18 protein-coding genes are annotated in these 21,359 nt (G+C 41.4%); all 18 read right to left on the bottom strand.

All coding sequences use genetic code 11. The features are described 5' to 3' along the window. Window positions 1-18 precede the first annotated feature (18 nt). Window positions 19-951 carry an AAA domain-containing protein gene (locus DCK90_RS09610; RefSeq protein WP_159075801.1) on the bottom strand — a complete coding sequence of 311 codons (933 nt, stop codon included), beginning with the start codon at window positions 949-951 and terminating at the stop codon, window positions 19-21. Beyond that, entirely contained in the window at window positions 929-3,514 is a 2,586-nt protein-coding gene (locus tag DCK90_RS09605) for an AAA domain-containing protein (RefSeq protein WP_108245993.1), read from the bottom strand. The genes DCK90_RS09610 and DCK90_RS09605 overlap by 23 nt, the downstream gene beginning before the upstream one ends. 230 nt (window positions 3,515-3,744) lie before the next feature. Next, a complete protein-coding gene (locus DCK90_RS09595) occupies window positions 3,745-4,284 on the bottom strand; it encodes a GNAT family N-acetyltransferase (RefSeq protein WP_108245991.1) in 540 nt (179 codons plus the stop codon). Window positions 4,285-4,379: 95 nt separating this feature from the next. Next, on the bottom strand, window positions 4,380-5,975 hold the full coding sequence (locus DCK90_RS09590; protein ID WP_108245990.1) for a M1 family metallopeptidase: 1,596 nt from the start codon (window positions 5,973-5,975) through the stop codon (window positions 4,380-4,382). Between the two features lie 50 nt (window positions 5,976-6,025). Then, window positions 6,026-7,309, bottom strand: a complete 1,284-nt coding sequence (argH, locus tag DCK90_RS09585) for an argininosuccinate lyase (RefSeq protein ID WP_108245989.1) — start codon at window positions 7,307-7,309, stop codon at window positions 6,026-6,028. Window positions 7,310-7,382: 73 nt separating this feature from the next. Continuing rightward, window positions 7,383-8,453: a M20 family metallo-hydrolase gene (locus tag DCK90_RS09580; protein WP_108245988.1), complete on the bottom strand. Its 1,071-nt coding sequence runs from the start codon at window positions 8,451-8,453 to the stop codon at window positions 7,383-7,385. After that, the gene (gene argB, locus DCK90_RS09575; RefSeq protein ID WP_108245987.1) at window positions 8,450-9,229 is read right to left on the bottom strand and encodes an acetylglutamate kinase; all 780 of its coding nucleotides are present in this window, start codon (window positions 9,227-9,229) and stop codon (window positions 8,450-8,452) included. Before argB ends, DCK90_RS09580 begins: the two co-directional genes overlap by 4 nt. Before the next feature lies 1 nt (window position 9,230). Beyond that, window positions 9,231-9,977 (bottom strand): SDR family NAD(P)-dependent oxidoreductase, encoded by a 747-nt coding sequence (locus DCK90_RS09570; protein WP_108245986.1) that lies wholly within the window; start codon window positions 9,975-9,977, stop codon window positions 9,231-9,233. Continuing rightward, entirely contained in the window at window positions 9,974-10,912 is a 939-nt protein-coding gene (locus DCK90_RS09565) for a Rossmann-fold NAD(P)-binding domain-containing protein (protein WP_108245985.1), read from the bottom strand. The genes DCK90_RS09570 and DCK90_RS09565 overlap by 4 nt, the downstream gene beginning before the upstream one ends. Continuing rightward, window positions 10,912-12,036, bottom strand: coding sequence for an aspartate aminotransferase family protein (locus DCK90_RS09560; protein ID WP_108245984.1), 1,125 nt, complete (start codon window positions 12,034-12,036; stop codon window positions 10,912-10,914). The genes DCK90_RS09565 and DCK90_RS09560 overlap by 1 nt, the downstream gene beginning before the upstream one ends. 34 nt (window positions 12,037-12,070) lie before the next feature. Then, window positions 12,071-12,865, bottom strand: a complete 795-nt coding sequence (proC, locus tag DCK90_RS09555) for a pyrroline-5-carboxylate reductase (protein ID WP_108245983.1) — start codon at window positions 12,863-12,865, stop codon at window positions 12,071-12,073. Between the two features lie 79 nt (window positions 12,866-12,944). Further along, window positions 12,945-13,919 (bottom strand): N-acetyl-gamma-glutamyl-phosphate reductase, encoded by a 975-nt coding sequence (gene argC, locus DCK90_RS09550; RefSeq protein WP_108245982.1) that lies wholly within the window; start codon window positions 13,917-13,919, stop codon window positions 12,945-12,947. Further along, on the bottom strand, window positions 13,916-15,103 hold the full coding sequence (locus tag DCK90_RS09545; protein WP_108245981.1) for an argininosuccinate synthase: 1,188 nt from the start codon (window positions 15,101-15,103) through the stop codon (window positions 13,916-13,918). Before DCK90_RS09545 ends, argC begins: the two co-directional genes overlap by 4 nt. A 74-nt stretch (window positions 15,104-15,177) precedes the next feature. Continuing rightward, window positions 15,178-15,792: a GNAT family N-acetyltransferase gene (locus DCK90_RS09540; RefSeq protein ID WP_108245980.1), complete on the bottom strand. Its 615-nt coding sequence runs from the start codon at window positions 15,790-15,792 to the stop codon at window positions 15,178-15,180. A 223-nt stretch (window positions 15,793-16,015) separates the two neighbouring features. After that, entirely contained in the window at window positions 16,016-17,368 is a 1,353-nt protein-coding gene (locus DCK90_RS09535; protein ID WP_108245979.1) for a glycosyltransferase 87 family protein, read from the bottom strand. A 9-nt stretch (window positions 17,369-17,377) separates the two neighbouring features. Then, window positions 17,378-18,862 (bottom strand): cellulose synthase family protein, encoded by a 1,485-nt coding sequence (locus DCK90_RS09530; protein WP_108245978.1) that lies wholly within the window; start codon window positions 18,860-18,862, stop codon window positions 17,378-17,380. Further along, on the bottom strand, window positions 18,862-19,551 hold the full coding sequence (locus DCK90_RS09525; protein ID WP_108245977.1) for a glycosyltransferase family 2 protein: 690 nt from the start codon (window positions 19,549-19,551) through the stop codon (window positions 18,862-18,864). Before DCK90_RS09525 ends, DCK90_RS09530 begins: the two co-directional genes overlap by 1 nt. 113 nt (window positions 19,552-19,664) lie before the next feature. Further along, a complete protein-coding gene (locus tag DCK90_RS09520; protein WP_108245976.1) occupies window positions 19,665-21,275 on the bottom strand; it encodes a 4Fe-4S binding protein in 1,611 nt (536 codons plus the stop codon). Window positions 21,276-21,359: the final 84 nt, after the last annotated feature.

Below are 21,359 nucleotides of genomic sequence, written 5' to 3'. Positions count from 1 at the left end.
TCTTGCGGAGTACGCAATTTATTTGATTGCCTTTTCCAAATATGTTTTGGCCTTTTTGATCATTGCTTTGGCAGGCTCTTCTTTTACCACAATAGATGATTCGTTCCTAAAATACTTGCTGTTTTCATCACGAAGTGCAGAAAACCAGTTGAACGAACCATCAATAATTATGTCATTGTCAATTATAATTGTTTTGCTATGGATGCCATTTACCAATTTCAATTTCGCTCCACTTTGTATAATTATCTCACGGCCTTTCTGGGCTAAAGGTTTTAGCTGATTATTTTGTAGGTCAAGTGTTGAGTCCGTAATTATGGTAACCTTTATCCCTTTATTGACGGTATTGCTTAGTTGTTCCCTTACAGAATCAATTTTAATTGAGTTCAATTGTCTTTTGTCATTGTTGTCATAGCACTTGATTGTATCACATTCTATCGCATTTGAAGAAATGAACGGGGAAACAATAATCAATTCGGATTTTGCAATTTCGAAAACTCGGTTAAGTGTGCCAACATGTGTTTTTAAGTCAGCGACGCGAATTACATCGTGATTTGTTTCTGTAGTATCAAAAACAATCTTGTTGGACAACTCACAATTTTCATCTTCTTGTAGCCATTGTTTTAAACGGCCCAACGGATTGTTCTTTGTTGCATCAATGGCGTTTAGATTACCAAAAACAAGAAAACTTGATTTTGCTCTCGAAACGGCTACATTGAGCATATTTAGATTGTCGGCAAAGAATGTACTGTCGCCTGGTGTAAGTACAGTTGAAAAAATAACAATATCAATTTCAGCACCTTGCAAAGCGTGGACTGTACCTGATATTAACGGTTCATATGCTTTTTTATCAATCTTTAGCAGCTCATCCTTAATAAGGGATGCCTGGGATTTATAGGGAGTAACTATGGCAAGTATTTCAGCAATAGGTTTAATTGCCAAAAGAATTTTCAAGTTCCGTCCTTTTGCTTTCAATCCATTTGGCAATGGTGATGGCATCTTGCTTGTTCTGTCTACTGTTTACAACCTTCTCACTTGTACTCTCAATGTGCATAAATCCTTTTAAAGGAAGGTCTATGTCCACCTTTCTTTTATTCCCTTTGGTCAGGATCAGTTTGTTGTGATATACATTTTTGTTTGAATATGAAATAATCTTGTCCGGACATCTCCTATGTTCTTTTAAAAGTGTACCTCCGTCGTCACCATCTTTCACAAAACAGGAGCGTTGTGCCAATTTCATTAAGCTACCGGAGGAACAGAGTAATCCTGAGTCTTTATAGTTATTGATTACATCATCGGAAGCATCCTTGGCCAGGATATTGTTCATTTTAAGATTGACAATATCGAGTTTTTCCTCTACGGACCAAACAGGTTCTATCTGAAATACATCGCCTACAACAATTGCTTTTTTTGCCAAAGAAAATGAAGGTATTGAAATATCTGGAGCAACTTGTCCAGCTTCATCAACAATGATCAGGTCGAACAAATCGTAATAGGCTTGTTCACCTTCGGCATTATCGTAAAAGGTGCTAAACCTTGGAATTGAATGAAAGGTGGAGATATAAATGGGTGTTACCCCGGCAAACCGCTGTAGTTTTTCTTTATATCCAACCTTGCCCCGCTCTTTATCCTTGCTGTTTTTTTGGAGCTTGGCCTCAAGGTTCAGCAAGTATTCAGCTTCTCTAAAATGTATGGCATACCAAAAAGCTTCATAACGGAATGAAATATCCATTCTAACCTGCATATCCTCCAACGGTTGCAAATTTTGATATTCTTTGCCGGTCATGGACTGAAGTTTGGTTAGTTGGTCGCCATAATTGTTGTTCCAGCCATTAATGCAGGATTGATAATTGGAAATAAACTCCTCAACCTTGTTTTTAGAGTCAATGGCATGGGTCAACTCTATGTCCAGTTGTTTGGCCGAGTTGGTCTTTGAAATAATTCTCTCGTTGAGCAAATGAATCAAAGCACTGTAGCTGCTGTAGTCCGAAACTTCATTCAAGTCAATATGTAACAGTGTTCTTTGAAATAGTGAAGCCCTTCGCTCCTTAAACTTTGGGAGAAAGGAAAATGCTTTTTGGATAAATGGTTGTTGTTTTTCTGCTTGTATCAGATTCTTTTCTGCATCCGAAATTTGTAGAATTTCAGCGTTGCAATTCTCAACCTTGGTTTGAATAGAGGAAACAAGTTCTTTTAAATCATCAAGATTGGAACATCCACTTTTTTCTAAAAGCAGACCTATGTTTTCATAGTTTTCAGCAATTTCAAGATGCTCCCTAATGTGATTGACTTTTGATTGAACTATATTGAATAATTGATGTTTGCATTCTTCAATATCCTTGCTTTTTTCAATATTTGCTCCAAACTCATTTAGAAAGAACTCTTTTTTATCATCAACCGGGTCACTTTCAAAATCATTTATAAAACCGTTTCCAAATTCAGAAGTACAGGTCTGATACTTTTTGTTTTCATTGGTGGATAGGTATAGGCCTAATGAGGATAAACCAGGTAACCAACGTTGGGTCAATTTATCCTTTGAGTCCAGTACAAAACTGTCAAGTATATTTGTTATGGCTTGATTGTTTGCTGAACATGCGACCAGTAATTCTGGCTTTTGCTGATTTACAACAGTAGAGACCACACTATTTGCAACAACGGACTGTAAAAAGGTGGTTTTCCCGGTTCCTGGTGGGCCATTTACAGCCAAGATATTTGAATCCGTGAGAAGATTAAAACAGGCAATACTTTCTCTTTGCGATACGGATAGGGGAAACTCTCCACTCATTTGCCCAATGTGATTTTTGTTCCGAATGATCTTGGATTTATCAGGAATCGACATGCAGTCTACTTTCCCGGCATCAATTAGGCTATTGAGCAAACTGTTTTTAGGAGGTGCCTCTTCGAGTCTTTTATATAGTTTTCGGATATTTCCTGTTAGGCCGCGTAGTTCGCCTTTTTGTATGAATATATGTTTTTCATGCTTTGTGTTGAACTCATCAAAGTTCTTCGCTGTTACAATCGAAAAAAAGGATTCACACTTTTTCCAGTATGCTTCCCATGAATCGTCTTTGAACTCAACTTTCTGTAAGGCAATATCAACATCTTTTATGGATGCGATATTACAGGAACCTTTGTAGGTTGGGGAAAGGTATTCCCTAACAAAAAAAGGTCTGGATACTCCCTTATTGGATTTTTGTGGCTCAAGTGTCCCATCTTTGTACATTATTGCTGGGATCCAAAAAGGATACGCTATTTCTTCTTCCAGCTCCTTTGATCGTGCATGCTCAAATTCAGGTTGAATTGAACAAGGACAAATATCTACGTTTATATATGGCGTATCCCTATTGGCTACAGAAATTTCCCACAAGAATTTTGCGTGTTTTTGGGGTACTTGCCGGATAAAGTAGGATTCTACAGGAATCGGGTGTGTGGAGACATCAATTCTTTTTCTGTCAACATCCAACAAAGTTTTTTTCCAATAACCCAGCCAAGCTTTTATATCTGAAACCTCTACCACAAACCTAATTTTTAATGAATCAACTCATGAAAATTTTGAATGTTAATAGTCTAGGTGGTGGGGATTGGAAAAAATCAAATAATGAAGTTAGTGAATATGGGCCAGAAATTTCCACATCAATTGACGAATGGCTGTTTTGAATTGATGGATTTAATAGCACTTCTTCCCCCATAAAGTTTGTTGTAAAGTATTTTCCATTGCCTTTTTGCCCAATCAACAGAAATATTTTTTTACCGTTCATGGCTATCCCTATTCTGTCTTTGTAGTTCCCATTTCCAAATAGGTCCATCCTCGGGGTCATTGATTTCTTCAACTTTTTCAAAACCACATTTCAGCAGCACTTTGGTTGAAGGGTTCTCATATCCGAGGGTGTGTGCAATTATTGTTTTTACGCTACTCTTCTTAAACGCATTTTCAATAAGCCCTTTTGTCATTTCAGTTGCTAGCCCTTTATTACGGTAGGCCGGAGCTATTTCATATCCAAGCTCAACGGTTCCATCTGACGTTGGTTTTCCTTTGTAACCACCGCTTCCTATCAATCTGTTATCCTTTTTGTGAATAAGGAAATAGGTCCACCAATCCTTTTCGTCTTCATTTTCCGTAAGCTTGTCAAGTGAGTATTGTAAAGCGCCAACACCAAACTCTGTCCAATTCTCCTGAATGACAACACCCAGTTTTTGGGCAATGCTATCATTTCCTTCAATAGCTGCTTTTAAAATTTCACTGTTACACGGAATTAGTCTCAAATGTTCTGTCTCAACTGTAGCCATTAACTGAATTTTAGGTCTTCGCTGAGTTAAGTTAGAGGTTTTCCGATCGAAACTAAGGAGGAAATTGACCAATGCCTTGTTTGAATTGACGGATGCTATAATTTTCCTATATCCTCAAACAATGCCCACTCATTTGGGTCCAGTATGATTGAATCGGGTTCTCCAGCAAGCTCAATTTGGAAATTTTGATTACGTTGGGCTATTTCAATGGTTTGGACGGTCAACTTTCCATCTTTTACCACACCTATTTCCAAAGGAAAACCAAATACATGATGGTCTTGCAGTTGTTGTATGTTGAGATTGATGTTCCCATGGCTATAATCCCAGTTCCATTTGATTTGTGGATGCCCCTTCACAAACAACCATTGCTCAAAAAAGGACTCCAAATCCTCTCCCGATGCCTCTTCCATTACCACTCTAAAATCATCCGTCAACACATTGCTGTTTTGATACTTGGAATAATAGGTTTTGATACCTTCCCAGAATACGCCATCACCCAATTTGTGACGTAGCATGTTCAATACCCAACCTCCTTTTTGATAAGTGTTGGTGCTCAACACCTTCATTGGGTCCTTAATGGTAAGGTCAACAATGGGGACGGGGTTTTTTCGGTAATACTCAAAGATTTGCCGTTTATCGATGGCCAACTCCTCTTTTCTGCGGTCATCACCATATTCGTTTTCTAAATAGAGAATGCAGAAATAGGTTGCAAAACCCTCACTCAACCACACATGGTTCCAGCTTTTTTCGGTTGCTGAATTACCGAACCATTGATGTGCAATTTCGTGTGCAATCAAAGGTTCAACTGTTTTGTTTCCTGTCACCGAATTTTCAAAATAAGCGATGGTGCCTGCATTTTCCAGTCCACCCCACTGTGTTTTCGCCTGCATATTGGCCAGTTTGGCATACGAATAGGGTCCAATATGATCTATAAAATATTCCAGCACATGTCCTGCTACTGTATAATCGCTAAAACCCTCCAACCGGTTCTGTGGATATACCCATGCCGTAACCTCAATTCCATTAATGTTGTCCACGACTCGTGAAGCAAATTCTGTGACACCAATCGTCATTACTTTTGTGGCAACTGGGGCAGGCTCGCTGTAAATCGTGAGTTTATTGCCGTTTTCCAGATTACTTTCCTCCACTTTTTTGCCCGTGGCCACTACGTCATAATGGTCAGGCGCGGTAATGCGAAATTCTACGCTCGCTTTGTCGTATGGATGGTCAACGGCCGCCAACCAATGCCTCGCTAAATTTGGCCAGTTATCACCAAAAAATGAGCGCTTGCCATACTTAGTGGTATCAATGACCAAGCCTCTTTCGGGAACACCCTGGTATTTGATGGTGAACGTCTGTACGGAATCGTTCGAGTTTTTAGGAACGATGTTGATTTTGTTATTGGTGTAAGTATAGTTCGCCTTGGTATTTTGTTCCAATACTTCGGTGACTTCCATGCCAAATTCTCCCGATTTTTGGATGAGGTCCAAGGCAAATGGAACCATGCCCTCCTTAAAACGAACCGTTACTTCGGTCTCCCCTTTGATTTGGTTGGAGGCATCGTTTAAATGAAGACCAAAAACATAGTTTTGGACATCTACCGATTCATTTTTTGCATAAACATCCTGTGCTACGGAAAAATGGAGCACCCCGATAAAAAGAGATAAGCTGAGTAGAATTTTTTTGAACATAAAATCAAGTTGAAAGCCCTTGGCTTAAATTTCAACCCAATTTATTTATTTTAGACCAAAACCTTTTCCATTTTTTCTTTTATCTGCTCCAAGCACAGATTTCCTAAACTACCCTCGTGGGTATGTTCAATATCGCGTTTCGGTTTAAAGTTGCCATTTTCGATCGCTTTGCCCATGGTCTTGTAGGCATCACGGAAAGGCATTCCACTTTTTACCAACTCGTTCAAGGTATCCACGCTGAAGAGATAATCATATTTTGAGTCTTCCAAAATGGCCTTGTTCACTTTGATTTCCTTTAAACTGAACGTCATCATTTCCAAACAGGCATGCATGTCCTGAAGTGCGGGAACAATGACTTCTTTCACCAATTGAAGGTCTCTATGGTACCCACTGGGCAAATTGTTCATAATCATGATCAATTGGTTGGGTACGGCTTGAATCTTGTTACACTTGGCCCTGATCAATTCGAACACATCTGGATTTTTCTTGTGCGGCATAATGCTGCTTCCAGTGGTCAGCTCGTTCGGGAAGGAGATAAAATCAAAATTTTGGCTCATGTACAGACAAATGTCCATCGCCATTTTTGATAGGGTAGCGGCAACGCTGGAAATACCAAAAGCGGTTGCTTTCTCCACTTTTCCGCGTCCCATTTGGGCGGCCACCACATTGTACTTCAATGTAGAAAATTCCATTTCGGCGGTGGTGAAACTTCTATCGATAGGGAAGGAGCTTCCATAGCCTGCTGCACTTCCCAATGGATTCTGGTCGGTAACTTTATAGGCGGCTTGTACGAAGTATAGGTCGTCTATCAAACTTTCCGCGTAGGCAGAAAACCAAAGTCCGAAGGAGGATGGCATGGCAATTTGAAGGTGGGTATAGCCAGGAAGCAACACATTTTTATGTTTGTCCGCTAGTTTCATCAATAAGTCGAATAATTCTTTTACTTGACCTTTGATCTCTGTTAATTCATCTCTGAGGAACAATTGCATAGCCACCAAAACTTGATCGTTCCGTGAACGGGCCGAATGGATTTTTTTACCGATATCACCCAACTTTTCCGTCAGCATAAACTCGATTTTGGAGTGCATGTCCTCAAAATCGTTTTCTATGGCAAACTTTCCTTTTTCGATGTCCTTGGCAATTTCATCCAAAGCTTTCACTAGTTCTTTGGCCTCATCTTCGGATAACAGTCCAACTTTACCCAGCATTTTGGCATGTGCCTTGGAGGCAATCACATCATACTTGGCTAAGACTAAATCTAGTTCGCGGTCGTTGCCTACTGTAAAATGGTCTATTTTTTTATCGGTACTGAATCCTTTATCCCAGAGTTTCATAATTTTCGTTTTGTCATTCCCTCGAAAACGGGAATTTTATTAAATCGTTCTCGACTGCGCTCGAACTGACAGGTTATTGTAAAAATCCTGTAAGGGTTTTGATGTAAATATCTATGCCTTCCTCGATTTCCCTTACAAAAATAAATTCGTTGGCCGAATGCGATCGTGTACTGTCCCCAGGTCCCAATTTTACCGATTGACAGGTCAAAGCAGCCTGGTCGGATAAGGTGGGAGAACCATAGGTTTTTCGGCCCAGTGCCAATCCGCTTTTCACCAAGTCGTGATCAGGATCAATGCACGATGAGTTCAAGCGTAGGGAGCGTGGGGTCATTTTGCAAGGTGCTTCTTTTTGAAGGATATCCGAAATTTCCTGATTGGAGTAGCAATCGTTTACCCTTACATCCACCACCAAATCCACTTGTGCAGGAACCACATTGTGCTGTTTGCCTGCATTTATTTGGGTGACGGTCAATTTTACCTCGCCCAAGGCATCGGATACTTTATCAAACGAGTAATCCTTGAACCATTGTAATGTTTCAATAGCATTGTAGATGCAGTTGTCATCATTCGGATGTGCTGCGTGAGATGGTGTGCCAGAGACAACAGCGTCAAAAACCACCAATCCCTTTTCTGCAATCGCCAGGTCCATCAATGTGGGTTCGCCTACAATGGCCACATCAATTTGTGGTAAAATTGGAAGCAGGGCCCTAATGCTTTTCTCTCCCGCGTCCTCCTCTTCACCAGTGGCAGCCATAATAATATTGTGACTTAGCCCTTCTTTTTCATAAAAATGAACAAAGGTGGCCAATAGCGACACCAGACATCCGCCTGCATCATTACTGCCAAGACCGTAAAGTTTGCCGTCTTCGATATGGGCATCAAATGGGTCTTTGGTATAGGCGCTGTTCGGTTTTACGGTATCGTGATGGGAGTTGAGCAACAGGGTCGGTTTGCTCTCATCAAAATATTTGTTGAAAGCATAAATATTGTTGTGCTGCCTCTTGGTCTCGATACCAAAGCTTCTCAAAAATGCCTCTATTGCATCCCCTGTTTTGTCTTCTTCCCCTGAAAAGGATTGGGTGCGAATGAGTGTTTTAAGAAGTTCAATGGCTTTTTTCGTTAATATGTCTTGGGTTATGTTCATAAAGTCAATGTCGTATATTCAGAATTGTTGGCTTCGAGCATGTTCGTGTTTCCAACACATACTTTGGAAACGTTGTTCCGTAATGCGTAAAAACAATTGTGCATTTTGGGCAACATACCATCAGCAATGATGCCGTATGCCAATAACTCGTCGTACCCTTTTGAATCGATGTGCTTTATGACCGAGTTTTCGTCCTCGATATCTTGAAGCACCCCTTTTTTCTCGAAGCAATAATAAAGGGTAGTCTCAAATTGGTCGGACATGGCGATGGCGATTTCCGCGGCAATGGTATCGGCATTGGTGTTCAACATTTGTCCGTTACCATCGTGGGTCAAGGCACAAAATATGGGTGTGAAACCTGCCTGCAACAATTTAAAGATTCCGTAGGTGTTCACGGTGTCCACATCGCCCACAAAACCGAAATCTACATTTTTCTTGGGTCTTTTATGGGCACGTATCGCATTGGCGTCGGCACCGCTCATTCCAATAGCATCGGTACCCAACGATTGCAATTTGGCCACTATTTTTTTACTGTACAATCCTCCGTAGACCATCAGGGCAATATCGAGGGTTTCAGCATTGGTAATGCGTCTTCCATTGACCATTTTGGATTCTACCCCCATCTGATTGGCCAATTCGGTAGCTTTTTTGCCTCCGCCATGGACCAAAATTTTGTTGCCGTCCATTTTGGAGAACAGGTCCAATACCTTTTTGCATCCTGCAGCATCTTCAATAAGATTGCCACCAATTTTTACTACGGATAATTTCTGTTTCATTTTATGTATTTATAATCCCTCCATCTATGGTCACTGTGGTTCCTGTAATCCAAGAACTATCCTCGGAAACCAAGAAAAGTACAAGTTTAGCAATATCCTTGGGCGTCCCCAACCTTTTTAACAATGTAGTCCTTTTCGCATTTTCGACAGCAGTATCTGGATTTTCAAAAGCTTGGGCGGATTCCCACAACAAAGGGGTGTCCACTGGGCCTGGACAAATGGCATTCACTCTGACTTTTGGCGCATAATCAACTGCCATTTGCTTCATCAGGGCTACGGATGCAGCTTTGGAAGCACAATAAGCGGGATGGTTTGGGAAACTCTTGAAGGCTGCAATTGATGCATTGATTAAAATATTGCCTTGCGGTTGTTTTTGCAACTGTGGAAGTGCGTATTTACAAAGGTAAAAGATGGAACTCAAATTCGTATCGATGGTGTGCCGCCAAGTGTCAATGGACAGTTCTTGAACATTTCCCAATCCAAGAATGCCGGCATTCAATGATAGGATGTCCAGTTTACCATGGGTTTCCATAGCGGTTTGCACCAACTTTTTGTTGTAGGACGGGTAGGTAACATCACCTGGAACAAAGAGCGCATTGTTAAGGCAGTTTTCCAATGCTTTGCCGCTTTCTTGGTTACGACCAGAAAGTATTAGCTTGGCTCCTTCAGAAGAAAAGGATTCGGCAATGGCTTTTCCCATTCCACTGGTTGCGCCTGTAACTATGCAGACCTTGTCCTTGAGTTTCATTTTTCCTCCAATATTTTTTTCAATACGATCTGTGCGGAATAAATCCTGTTTTTGGCCTGTTCCACCACCAATGATTGTTCCCCATCCAAAACGGCGTCCTCGACGATCATGTTTCTTCGAACGGGAAGGCAGTGCATAAATTTGGCATGTCCCAATTTTTCTTTGGTAATGGTCCAGTTTTTATCCTTGTTCAATACTTTTCCGTAATCGGAATAGCTGCTCCAGTTTTTCACGTATACAAAATCCGCATCTTCCAGTGCCTTGTCCTGATCGTATTCAATTGTGCAACCTTGAGTCAGTTCTGGATTAAGTTCATATCCTTCGGGATGAGTGATGACAAAATCGGCATCCTGCAGTTTCATCATCTGAATAAAGGAATTGGCCACCGCATGTGGCAATGCTTTGGGGTGGGGTGCCCAGGACAAAACTACTTTCGGTCTCTTTTTTACTTCATTCTCCTTCAAAGTAATGGCATCGGCCAAAGCCTGAAGCGGATGCCCTACGGAACTTTCCATGTTCACCACTGGAATTGTGGCATATTTGGCAAATCCATTGATTACCTCCTCGGCTTCGTCTTTTTCTTTGTCCACCAAACCTGCAAAAGCGCGAATGGCTACAATGTCGGAATATTGGGAAACCACTTGTGCGGCCTCTTTGATATGTTCCGAAGTGCCTTGGTCCATTACAGTGCCATCACCATATTCCAGCGCCCAGCCTTCGTTGCCGAAATTCATGATCATTACTTCCATACCAAGGTGCATGGCCGCCTTTTGCGTGCTTAAACGGGTCCTAAGGCTATTGTTGAAAAACAACAGGCATATGGTTTTACGTTTGCCCAAATCTTCAAACCGATATGGGTCTTTTTTTAGGGTTATTGCTTCATCTACCCAATCGGGTAGGGATTCTATATCGTTTACGGATAAATAATGCTTCATTATAATGCTTTTTTCAGCGCTTCAAAAAATAGGTCAATGTCGTTTTTAGTGATGTTCAGTGCTGGTAAAAATCGCAACAATTTTTTGTTTTTGGCACTTCCGGTGAATATGTGCTGCTCCATGATCATTTTTTTACGGAGCTCGGCCACTTCAAAATCAAATTCCAAGCCTATCATCAATCCTCGGCCCTTTACTTTTTTAATTTCGGGTATTTCGGCTGCTTTTTCCTTAAAATACGAACCAAGTGTTGAGGCGTTCTCGATTAAATGCTCATCTTCCAAAACTTCCAATACCGCCAAACTGGCTGCGCACGCCAAATGGTTACCACCAAAAGTGGTTCCCAAAAGACCATATGATGGCTTAAATTTTTCATGTATCAAAATACCGCCTACGGGAAAACCGTTGCCCATTCCCTTGGCAATGGATATGATGTCCGGTTCGATGCCATGGTGCTGAAAAGCAAAGAACTTACCACTACGTCCGTATCCTGACTGTACTTCGTCCGCAATTAGGACCACATGGTGTTCCTTGCACTTATCCGCGATAAATTGAAAGAACTCGGTTGTAGGTTCGTCCAATCCCCCAACACCTTGAATGGCTTCTAGAATAACGGCGCAATAGGTGCCGGTTTCAATAGCTTTTTCAAAGGCATCAAAATCGTTCAACGTCAAAAAAGTGACCTCCTGTTGTCGGTTAATGGGCGCGTTGATGCTTGGATTGTCCGTAGCGGCAACTGCGGCCGAGGTCCTTCCGTGAAAACTGTTGGAAAAAGCAATTACCTTGGATTTGCCATTGTGAAAAGAGGCCATTTTCAGGGCGTTCTCATTGGCTTCTGCACCTGAATTGCACATAAAAAGATCGTAATTTTCACAGCCTGACAATTCACCTAACTTTTTGGCCAAGGCTTCCTGCAACGGGTTTTGTACGGAGTTGCTGTAAAAAGCCATCTGTTCCAATTGGTCCTTGATGCGCTTTACATAATGCGGATGTGTATGTCCAATGGATATTACGGCATGTCCGCCATAATAGTCCAAGTATTTTTGTCCTTTCTCATCCCAGACCTCGATGCCCAAGGCTTTTACCGGCGTGACATCATATAAGGGGTATACATCGAATAGTTTCATAATTTCTTATTTGTGATCGCTCGACCTGATATCTTTATCCTTTTCTGATTTGACTGATTTTTTCGAACGAGGATACAATTCCCCTGATCAATGATGAGCTCAATCCTTGATGTTCCATTTCGTTCAAACCTTCAATGGTGCATCCTTTTGGGGTGGTCACGCGATCAATTTCTTCTTCTGGGTGACTGCCCGATTCTATCAATAGGCTTGCGGCTCCGTTACAGGTATGCATAGCAAGTTCTTGTGCCTCCTTGGCATCAAACCCCAATTGAATGGCTCCTTGTGTGGTAGCACGTATCAAACGCATCCAAAATGCGATTCCGCTCGCGCAGATTACGGTGGCCGCCTGCATTTGGTCCTCTGGGATTTCCATGGTATGTCCCATTCGGTTGAAAATGGCCTTGGCCAGATCGATTCGTTTTTTGCCCAATTCGTTGCTGCAAATACAGGTCATGGATTTGCCAACGGAAATTGCAGTGTTGGGCATACTTCGGATGATAAATTTATCCGACCCGATGATTTCTTCAATCCTAGGGATTTTAAAACCTGTGATGGTACTGATGATCACATGTTTTTCGGTAAGTAGGTCTTTGGTTTCGTTCAATATTTTGTCAAAATGACCTGGCTGCACCGCAAATATGAGAATGTCGGAGTTGATTACCGCTTCCTTATTATCCGAGGTAACGGTTACTATTCCATATTTTTCAAACTCCTGAATAGATCTGGTGTTTCGTTTGGTGAGGTACATGGTCGTGGCCCCGTTGCTGTGCAAGATGCCCTTTGCAATGGCAAGCCCCAAGTTTCCCGCTCCTATGATGGCTATTTTCATTTGTTCTTTTGTTTGTCATTCCTGCGCAGGCAGGAATCTGGTTTATTAGCACCCTTCGACTCCGCTCAGGGTGCCTGTTTTAAAATACTCCTGCTTTTAACAACAGACCTTCGGTTTCAGGAAAACCGAACATCAAATTCATGTTCTGTACTGCTTGCCCCGATGCCCCTTTTAATAAATTATCGATGGCCGATGTCACTAAAAGGAGGTCATCATGTTTGTGTAAATGGATATGGCATTGATTGGTGTTTACTACCTGCTTTAGATGCAGTTCTTCATCCGAGATATGGGTAAAGGCGGCATCTTTATAAAAATCACTGTACAATTTCGAAGCTTCATCAAGGGTTCCGCTATATTTTGTGTAAGCGGTCGCCAAAATTCCTCTGGTAAAATTGCCCCTATTCGGCAAGAACATCAATTTGCCTACAGACTTCCCGTAGGAATTCAAGCTTTCTCCAATTTCTCCCAAATGTTGGTGCGTAAAAGGTTTGTACCACGAAACATTGTTGTTCCTCCAGCTAAAATGGGATGTTTCCGATAATCCTACGCCCGCTCCGGTACTGCCGGTGACGGCGTTGATATGTACATCTTCCCCAAGCAAACCTGCTTTAGCCAGAGGCAAAAGCCCCAATTGGATGGCTGTCGCAAAACAACCAGGGTTAGCAATGGCCTCCGCTGATTGAATGGAAGATCTGTTTAGTTCTGGAAGCCCGTAAATAAAACGTTGCCCGTTAAAAACCGAATCTGCTTGCAGTCTAAAATCATTGCTGAGGTCAATGACCTTTGTTGAGGCCGAAAAATGGTTCTCTTTCAAAAATGAGGTCGAATTGCCATGGCCAAGGCATAGAAAAACTACGTCGACCTCTGGGTTGATCTCACCGGAAAATTGGAGATCGGTAAGTCCCAATAGATCTTGATGCGCAGAACTAATCGGTTTTCCCGCTCTTGTGGTGCTATATACAAAATCGATTTGGGCCTGAGGGTGGTTGAGCAGAATCCTGATCAATTCCCCGCCAGTGTAACCCGAACCTCCTATGATTCCTGTTTTGATCATGAATCTTGGTTTACGTGGTTGGCTATTTTCCCTGAGTTCGACAAAATTTTGATGAATCCTTTGGCATCATCTGCCGTCCATCCCTTGTTCATTTCACCATAACTTCCAAAGGAAGCATTCATCAAATCATGTTCGGAAGTGATCCCGTTCAGCTCGAATCGGTATGGGTGTAGGGTAATAAAGACATCTCCGGAAACATGTTTTTGGGTATCTGTCAAAAAGGCTTCGATGTTTCGCATTACTTCATCCAGATAGTTTCCTTCATGCAACAACATACCATAAAAATTACCCATCTGTTCTTTTTGGAATTGCTGCCATTTGCTCAAGGTATGTTTTTCCAATAGGTGGTGCGACTTAATGATGATCAACGGTGCTGCGGCTTCAAAACCAACCCTTCCCTTGATTCCTATTATAGTGTCTCCTACATGTATATCCCTGCCTATGGCATATTTGGAGGCAATGGCCGACAACTTCTCGATATTGGCCACGGGTATGTCCTGTTCGCCGTCAAGAGCGACCAATTCCCCTTTTTTAAATGTGAGCTTCAGAACTTTTGATAGTTCTTTTTCCAATTGGCTCGGATAGGCGCTTTCCGGCAATGAGAGGTGAGAGGTCAACGTTTCGTCGCCTCCAACGGATGTTCCCCATAAGCCACGGTTAACCGAATATTTGGCTTTTTCCCAAGAGTAATCAATACCGTTTTGCTGCAGGTAATTGATTTCCTCTTCCCGGGCCAATTTTTTGTCCCTTATAGGGGTGATAATGGTAATCTCCGGTGCCAAGATCTGAAAGATCATATCAAATCTAACTTGGTCATTGCCCGCGCCGGTACTTCCGTGCGCTATATGCTTTGCACCAATTTTTTTGGCATGGTTTACGATCTCGATTGCTTGTACGATTCGTTCCGCACTCACCGAAAGGGGATAGGTGTTGTTCCGCAATACATTTCCGAAGATCAAAAATTTTACTACTTTTTCATAAAACGTGGCTACGGCATCTATGGAAGTATAGCTGGAAGCACCAAGAGCAAGGGCTTTTTCTTCGATTTCCTTTATTTCGTCCTTGCTAAAACCTCCTGTGTTCACACTTACTGCATGTACCTCATATCCTTCTTCTTGAGATAGATATTTGGCACAGTATGAAGTATCCAATCCGCCGCTATATGCTAAAACTAATTTTTCCATTTCTTGATTCTTTATGTTGTAACATCGAGCGCAGTGGAGCTGTATTTGTTACCACTAGAGCTCGAATTAATATTTTATTTGTCTTTCTTTTTTAGAAACAGTTGTTCCTTTATGCTTTTAAGGCGTTGAAATGCCTTGTTGTTCAATTTTTTGGTTTCCTGCTTTTTTGATGCTGGATCGTACAACATTCCCGTGCAAAGGCACATTTTTTTCTCCGTACGTGTTAGGATATCAAAGTTTTTGCAGGTCTGGCAGCCTTTCCAGAATTCGGGGTCATCCGTAAGTTCGGAAAATGTAACAGGTTTATAACCCAGCTCGTAGTTCATTTTCATAACGGCCAGTCCAGTGGTAATGCCAAATATTTTGGCCTCGGGGAATTTTTTTCGAGAAAGGTCAAAAACAGCTTTTTTAATCTGTTTGGCCAATCCTTGGTTTCTGTAATCGGGATGTACGATCAAACCGGAGTTGGCCACAAAGTCTTTGTTGCCCCATACTTCGATATAGCAGAAGCCGGCAAATTTATCGCCATCCAAGGCAATTATGGCATTGCCGTTCTGTAGCCTTTTTATAATATATTCTGGTGTGCGTCTGGCGATACCTGTGCCGCGGACTTTTGCCGATTCGGTGATGGTATCACTTATGATCTGTGCGTATTTAAAATGAGATTCGTTAGCAACAATAATTTCCATTGCAAGCGATTATTCTGAAAAAATTAAAAAAAAATAGATTTGGTCGTTCTGCGGAAATGGACTCACCTATTTCCAATTGATATAATGCACCCTTACGGGCGACGACGACGGGGGGTAAATGGACTGATGGGAGCAGCAATGCTCAAAGAAGAAAATATGTACTCGTGTCCTTTCATTATGAAGGCTAAAGTACAAATTAATTCGAATTGTTCTGAAGTTGTGGTTACTTTTTGAAGAAATATAACTTTTTCGGCCTGCTTCCTATCATTTCATAAATAAAAAAGCCGATGACCAGAATATATTCAATCGCCAATAACCATAAACTCTCCTTATTGTCTGGATTGGTGTAGGCATAATAACTCAAAATGATAGCACAGGACCAGACCAAGGGAAACCGATAGTCGGTGAAGATGGCAAAGCCCAACAAGAAGACTACGTACCAAGGATGAACCGTGGTAGATAGAAAATAATAGCAGGCCAGTGCAAATACCATGGAGGTAATAAGGCTTTCCAAAGTCCTGTTTTTGCGAATAAAAGCGAACAATAGGATTAAGACAAGTACAATTTTTTGAATTAACGAACCGTAGGAGTCAATCAATTCCCATGGTTTGGCCTCGTAATAGTCTACGGCAATCTTTTTTACCACGTTGTAGATACTGGCATTGAACTCGAAATTGGAAAACCATAATCCGACGGTGTCTGTATAGTTATCAATAAAAACGGAAGAGTAAAATGGAAGAAGTAAAGCGGCACAAGCCAGTAGGACGAGGGAGTAAAAAACGGCACTTTTTTTAAACCTGAGATATTTTATAAAAAGTGGCAGGAACATCAATGGCATTAGCTTGACCATTATGGATAGGGCATAAACTGGTGTTGCCCATAACCATTTGTTTTTTGATATGAGATACAAGGCCCAAACAAAGAAGAAGAGCATTACGCCTTCAAAATGGAGGTTACCCGTGATTTCGATGATGACCAATGGGTTCAAAAAATACCAAAATGCCAAATGGTTGGCCTTGTTCATGTTTTGCAGCAGCTTTCTTCCAAAGTAGAGCGCGCCAAAATCGGCAATGACTACGATTAGACGCATGGCAATTGTGGCGCCCAAGACACTTCTGCCTCCCAAGAAAGCGGCTAGGGCAAAAAGTATCTGGTTGACAGGCGGATAGTTGCTATAATGTCTTGCATTAAGGTCGGTCATCCCATCACGTAGTTCCATCATGCTGGGAAATGATATGGTCCCTTGCTCCATAATTTGGTCGGGAGTGTACAAATATGGGTTGATGCCGTTCTTAATAAGCTCGCCATCCCAAATAAACCGATAGAAATCCTGCGAAAGATTGGGTTCTGCCATCAGGAATACCAAACGGAACACTATTCCAGCCACTAATAGGAACTTGAAATTCCATTTTTCGAACTGAATAATTTTGGAGGTGAGGTAAAAAAGTGCACCAAATAGCATGAACAGCTTAACAAAATCGGTGCGGACCAAATTGTAAGCAAAGCTCCAGTAGAATAAAATACAAGCGACCGCAAATAATATCGGGTATCTATGCAGTCGCCAATAAGATTGCATTGTGGTGTTTTATGCCTTGGAAGTTAAGGAATTAAAGAATACAAAACCAAAACCTAGGAACAACATTAAGTGGAAAGGAAACAATCCATAGTCGTTCAATGGGATGGCACTGTACATTCCAAAAAGGAAATAAATCATCAAGGCAAACTCCAAGATCATATTGGGCGATAATTTTTTGGTCAAATATTTATTGCCTTTCCAAGTATCCTTTATACTGTTGATGTTGAATTTTGGTGTACGTACAAACTCGCTTCGTTTACCCAAGTGTCCTTCCAAAACAGCTACGGTATTGTGCAATGAGAAGCCCAATGCAACGGAAAAGAAGGTAAAGAACAGTTTAATATAGTCTACAAAATTATCAAAGCTGCTGCCCTGTATGCTCTTATAGGTAAACCAATAGCATACGAACAGGATAATGGTACTCAAAATAAAGAAGCTTGTTACCTCGAACACCCACCCTAAATGACCATAGGTGTTTTTAATATAGAGCATAGGAATGCTCAACAAGGCCACGATGAACACGCAAAGGAACATGGAACTGTTCAAAAGGTGCATTACTCCGTGGAATTTGGTTTTAAAGGATATGTTTTTGGCCGTAATAACGCTCAATACGGTTTTTCTGAAGTTTTCGGCCCCGCCTTTGTTCCAACGGAACTGTTGTGAACGTGCGGCGCTGATAACTACGGGTAGCTCGGCTGGCGTTTCCACGTCCTCCAAATACTTGAACTTCCAGTTTTTTAATTGGGCGCGATAGCTTAAATCCAAATCTTCGGTTAGGGTGTCGCCTTCCCAGTTACCAGCATCAAGGATACACTGTTTTCTCCAGATACCTGCTGTACCATTAAAGTTGATGAAGTGTCCTTTGGAATTTCTTCCGACTTGTTCCAAGGTGAAATGTGCATCCAAGGCAAAGGCCTGGATACGGGTCAAGGTAGAGTAATCTCTGTTGATGTGTCCCCAGCGGGTCTGTACCACACCGATTTCTTGATCTTTAAAATAGGGAACGGTTTTCTTGAGCCAATCTGCTTCAGGCAAAAAGTCAGCATCAAAAATAGCGATAAAGTCACCTTTGGCGATTTCCAATCCTTCTTTTAGTGCACCGGCCTTGAAACCTTGTCGGTTTTCTCTTCGGATGTGCTTAATATCCAATCCAGTTTCTTGAAGTTCAGTAACTCTACGGGCCGTTTCGATGACAGAATCGTCGGTGGAATCGTCCAATACTTGTATCTCCAATTTACTTTTTGGATATTCTATTTTGGCAATGTTGTCCAGCAAACGCTCCATTACATATTCCTCGTTATAGATGGGAAGTTGAATGGTAACGTATGGGATTTCCTTGGGATCGAGAAGGTTGAATTTTGGGGCTTCCTCGTTTCGTTTTTTATAGCCTAGATAATTGATCAAAAGATTCAATTGAGCAAGGCTGTAAAAGAATATTAAAACTAAGGCGGTACTATAAATAGCAATGATGATGTAAACGATAGCGAGTCCCATTATTTTAAACTGTATTTAAAGATCCAACCCAATATTTTTATGCCAGCAAATATAGTACCTTTTACCGTACCAGAAACTTTTGAGACACCAATTCTTCGTTTGTAACGCACTGGTACTTCGATGTATGACATTTTTTTTCTTAAAATTTTTAACTGCATTTCCACTGTCCAACCGTACGTAGTGTCCTGCATTTTTAATTCTTTGAGCTTTTCATATTTTATCGCCCTAAAAGGTCCTAAATCCGTAAATTTTGACCTAAAAAACAATCTCATTAAGAATGTGGCCAATTGGTTCCCAAAAACCTGTTGTGGGGTCATTGATCCCGGTTCACGAAGTGATTTTTTTCGCGCTCCCACCACAAAATCGATGTCATTTTCCAAAATAGGGGCAACAATCTTATCCAATTCCTCTGGATAATCTGAATAATCTCCGTCGATAAATACGATGATGTCGGGTGTTTTGGATCGTTCGGATAGGTAATTTAATCCCTTTAAGCAGGCAAACCCATAGCCCTTGCGGTTTTCTGTGATTACGGTGGCGCCAGCTTTTTTTGCATTGGCTACGGTATCGTCTTCGGAACCGTTGTCAACCACTACAATTTCTGATACATGATCAGGGATTTCGGAAACTACCAAACCAATGGAATCTCCTTCGTTGATTGCGGGAATAATTACTTTGATATCAGCCATTGGCCGGGAATCGATTTAGTTAGTGTTTGCAGGATCAAAACTAAACCAATAAACCGAAAAAATGTTAAGGATATCTAAAAATAAAAGAGGTGGGATATAGTTTTATTGGATGTTTAGTTTTTGTTCACTAACGTCATCAAATCCACATCATTACCCAATAAAACTTGATTACTATCTATTCTTTTGTCCAATGGGCCGTTCTCTAATTTAAGTACGCCACGTGGACATACTGCGGAGCATATTCCACAGCCCACACAACTGGCACGTACTATATTTTCACCTTTTTGGGCATAAGCGCGAACATCGATACCCATTTCGCAATAGGTGGAACAGTTTCCGCAAGAGATACATTGACCTCCGTTAGTGGTGATCCTAAACCGGGAAAATAGTTTCTGCTGAAAGCCTAATATGGCCGCCATGGGACAGCCAAACCTGCACCATACCCTGCTGCCGAAAATGGGATAGAACCCTGTTCCGATAACCCCCGAAAATATGCTCCCAATTAAAAAGGAATAGGATTTACGTAGCGTTCCCGATTTGAAGAGAAAAACCTCGCCATCACCACTAAAAAAGTGAAAACCGATCAGGGCAATGATGATTACAAAGTAACCGATGGCTCCATATTGGGCATCTTTTTGAAGTTGATTTCTTTTAAAGATCATGGCCCAACCAAAAACTAAAGTCAGTAAAACGGCCACCCCGATCAAAAAGGAGCCCTTGGTCAGCCAATATTTGCTGGTGTCCGTTCCCAAATAAGAGTAGATTACGGCGGTGGTCATCAAGGTCACGAATACCACAACGCTGTGCACCACCCAACGTTCCACTTTCCATGCAAATGTAGATTTATCGCTCAACTGTCTAAAGGAGTCTCCGGCAGTTTCGGCCAATCCCCCACAACCACAGACCCAGGAACAGTACCATCTTTTGCCATATTTGTAGGTGAGGATAGGAGTTATCACAAAAATGGAAAGGATACCAAAAATCAATAGTGCAAAACCGATTTCCCCTGAACTTAAAAAGGCCTTGATACGGTAACCTTCAAAATTGTAATAATTGAGGGGCCAAATATTTTTGAGGTCGTAGTAAGGCAAACTCCCGCCATCCAAAATTTTATGACCGTTCAAACGGGCCATCAATTCTGGGATGATGAAAGCAAATGCCAATTGAAAAAACATCACACTCCATGTTCGTAATCTTTCATATCGGTTGTGACGGAATTTCCAAAGGAACTTGATACCGAAAACTAAGATGGCAACGGTGTAGAGTGTGCCATAAACAAACCATTGACTGGCCGGATTGCCGTTCAAAAATTTACTGAGGGGGTCAAAAAGGCCAATAACACCTTTATTGTTCCCCTCATTGACCAGCCCAAGATATTCGGGATAAAAATAAAGTACGATATAAAAACCTGTAAGGGCCAACCCCGCTATCCATGCCCATAACCCACGACTTGAAATGGACTTGAACCACACACCATCATTTTTAATGCCCGGCGTTTTTTGCGAATAGGCACCCCATGAAAACCAAATGGTTCCAATACTGATAGCCAATAAAGACAAGGTCAGCCATAAGGTCTTATTAGGAAAATTGACGTTAAACACGGCCAAAAATAAAATGCCCAGTCCTGAAAACCCTAAGAGGACTGCAAGTTTTTGACCTATGCTCAAACTTTTTGGTGGTTCGCCGGTTAGGGCCATGCTTTTATGATATGTTTGACTGTTCATTTTTTGTTGTTTCTTTATTCAGATATTTTCCAATTGGAGATGACTTTTCCAATGTTGCTTATCCCAGCTTTAATTGTTTTTTGA

Origin of the sequence: Muricauda brasiliensis (assembly GCF_003057865.1) — a bacterium.
GTDB classification, from domain to species: Bacteria; Bacteroidota; Bacteroidia; order Flavobacteriales; family Flavobacteriaceae; genus Flagellimonas; species Flagellimonas chongwuensis.
This window is presented reverse-complemented; position numbering and strand designations above follow the sequence as displayed.